The organism is Clostridium vincentii (assembly GCF_002995745.1).
GTDB lineage: Bacteria > Bacillota > Clostridia > Clostridiales > Clostridiaceae > Clostridium > Clostridium vincentii.
The window spans coordinates 1-2,110 of record NZ_PVXQ01000080.1 but is presented as its reverse complement, the minus strand read 5'-3'; the positions used below and the strand labels follow the sequence as shown (position 1 = coordinate 2,110).

The following is a 2,110-nucleotide window of genomic DNA, read 5'->3' as shown; positions in this document are numbered from 1 at the left end:
CATCGCTCGACTTGCATGTGTTAAGCACGCCGCCAGCGTTCGTCCTGAGCCAGGATCAAACTCTCAATAAAAAGTTTAATCTACTCAAAAACTTACTCATAAAAAAGAATTGCTGGTTTTTAACTTATTTGTTGTTCTGTTCAATTTTCAAAGATCTCTTCGCCCTTAAGCGACTTTTTTATATTACCATTCTTAGAGAAACCTGTCAACACTTGTTTAATATTTATTAAACAATCTGTTAAACTTGTTTTGCTGTTTCCTAAGTACAATAGTTATTCTATCACAGCTTTTACATAATACTTTATATTTTTATTACATTATGGAATATTAAGTCTATAGTTCTATCTATTGCTATTATTTTCACCTTATATCTATTATCGACACGCTAGGATAGGTTTTTGTTTTAATAACCCAATATTTTACTATAATACGCTAAAATCTTAATTAATCATCCAATTATTTCTTATATATTTGAGAAAAAGACGTTTTATATTTTATTTATGCGAAAGTTCTTATATATATTACTTAAGAGTAAAGTGACTGTGCCATGCGCCCTTTATGGAGAGTTAGAGGATAAAACCTATTTCATTCAAAAGAATTCCGGAGGAAAAGCGAAAGTCCGAATCTTTGATTTAGGACCTTGAACTTTCTCCTTGGAGCTTCTAACCTTTAACTCTCCATTCTCCATCCTCAACTTGAATCCTTTGGTATAACACACTTTTATACTTAAAAATTTCTATACATCAAAGAAAGAGCAAGTGTATAATATTCTTCTACACTTGCTCTTTACTTGATCTTTCCTAGTAACTGATTTTTAGGTTGTCCGCCAACTGGGGTACGCCCTTATGTCGTACATCGCTTACCGGGATTCTTACTGCCCGTTATAGCTCTTCTGTCGGATTAAAGTGTCAGTCCACTAAGATAAGTTTCACCTTTATCTTGTCTTTAATTATATATCATCTTGTAATTGGTTACAAGAGTTTTTTATAACTTTTAAAAAATCTTTTTAAGCTTTAAATTATAGCTATTATATAAACTTCATACATAATAAAGAGGCTACGCCACGTTCCTCTTGGGAGAGTTGAAAGTTGACACCTGAAAGGCGCCCCTCCCCCCATTGATATAACATACTTTTACACTTAAAAAATTCTATACTTTCTTATACATAAAGAAATAAGCCCGCAGAATAAACAAATTAGATTTGCTTATTCTGCGGGCTTTTCTGGTGCTCCTACCCCGGCTCGAACGGGGGGCATCAGGATTCGAAGTCCTGCACTCTATCCACCTGAGTTATAGAAGCATACATTATTACATTATACTATATAAATTAATAGATGAATACCCTTACTCACCCTTAAACTAAAAAAAGAAAGCAACAATAAATTAGTGTTGCTTTCTTTTGGAGCGGGTAGTGGGAATCGGACCCACCTTTTCAGCTTGGAAGGCTGAAGTATTACCGATATACGATACCCGCATTCTTGGTGCAGATGAAGGGAATCGAACCCCCATGCCCGAAGGCACTAGATCCTAAGTCTAGCGCGTCTGCCAATTCCGCCACATCTGCATATTTAAAATTGGTGGCTTACCGGGGAATCGAACCCCGGACACCTTGATTAAAAGTCAAGTGCTCTACCAACTGAGCTAGTAAACCTTGTTTTTTTTGGCAGGGATAGCAGGATTTGAACCTACGAATACCACAGTCAAAGTGTGGTGCCTTACCGCTTGGCGATATCCCTACTTATGGGGTGAATGATGGGGCTCGAACCCACGACAACCAGTACCACAAACTGGCGCTCTACCAACTGAACTACATCCACCAAGAATGGTGCGGTATCAGGGATTCGAACCCAGGACACCCTGATTAAGAGTCAGGTGCTCTACCAACTGAGCTAATACCGCATAAATGGTGCGTCTTAAGAGATTCGAACTCCCGGCCCATGCCTTAGAAGGGCATTGCTCTATCCAGCTGAGCTAAAGACGCATATACAAGAATAATCTTGTTATTGGAGCGGGTAGTGGGAATCGGACCCACCTTTTCAGCTTGGAAGGCTGAAGTATTACCGATATACGATACCCGCATATTTTGGAGCGAAAGACGAGACTCGAACTC

General features: G+C 38.3%; 9 tRNA genes and 1 rRNA gene. All 10 read right to left on the bottom strand.

Going from position 1 to position 2,110, the window contains the following annotated elements:
• Positions 1 to 71 (bottom strand): 16S ribosomal RNA (locus CLVI_RS17110); the annotation flags it as partial.
• 1,152 nt (positions 72 to 1,223) lie between these two features.
• A tRNA-Arg gene (locus CLVI_RS17105) sits at positions 1,224 to 1,300 on the bottom strand.
• Between the two features lie 100 nt (positions 1,301 to 1,400).
• Positions 1,401 to 1,474 (bottom strand) — tRNA-Gly (locus CLVI_RS17100).
• Positions 1,475 to 1,479: 5 nt separating this feature from the next.
• Positions 1,480 to 1,564, bottom strand: a tRNA-Leu gene (locus CLVI_RS17095).
• 11 nt (positions 1,565 to 1,575) lie between these two features.
• Positions 1,576 to 1,651 (bottom strand) — tRNA-Lys (locus CLVI_RS17090).
• Positions 1,652 to 1,661: 10 nt separating this feature from the next.
• Positions 1,662 to 1,736, bottom strand: a tRNA-Gln gene (locus CLVI_RS17085).
• Positions 1,737 to 1,741: 5 nt separating this feature from the next.
• Positions 1,742 to 1,817 (bottom strand) — tRNA-His (locus CLVI_RS17080).
• Between the two features lie 6 nt (positions 1,818 to 1,823).
• Positions 1,824 to 1,899: transfer RNA gene (locus CLVI_RS17075), tRNA-Lys, on the bottom strand.
• A 5-nt stretch (positions 1,900 to 1,904) separates the two neighbouring features.
• Positions 1,905 to 1,981: transfer RNA gene (locus CLVI_RS17070), tRNA-Arg, on the bottom strand.
• Positions 1,982 to 2,004: 23 nt separating this feature from the next.
• Positions 2,005 to 2,078, bottom strand: a tRNA-Gly gene (locus CLVI_RS17065).
• Positions 2,079 to 2,110: the final 32 nt, after the last annotated feature.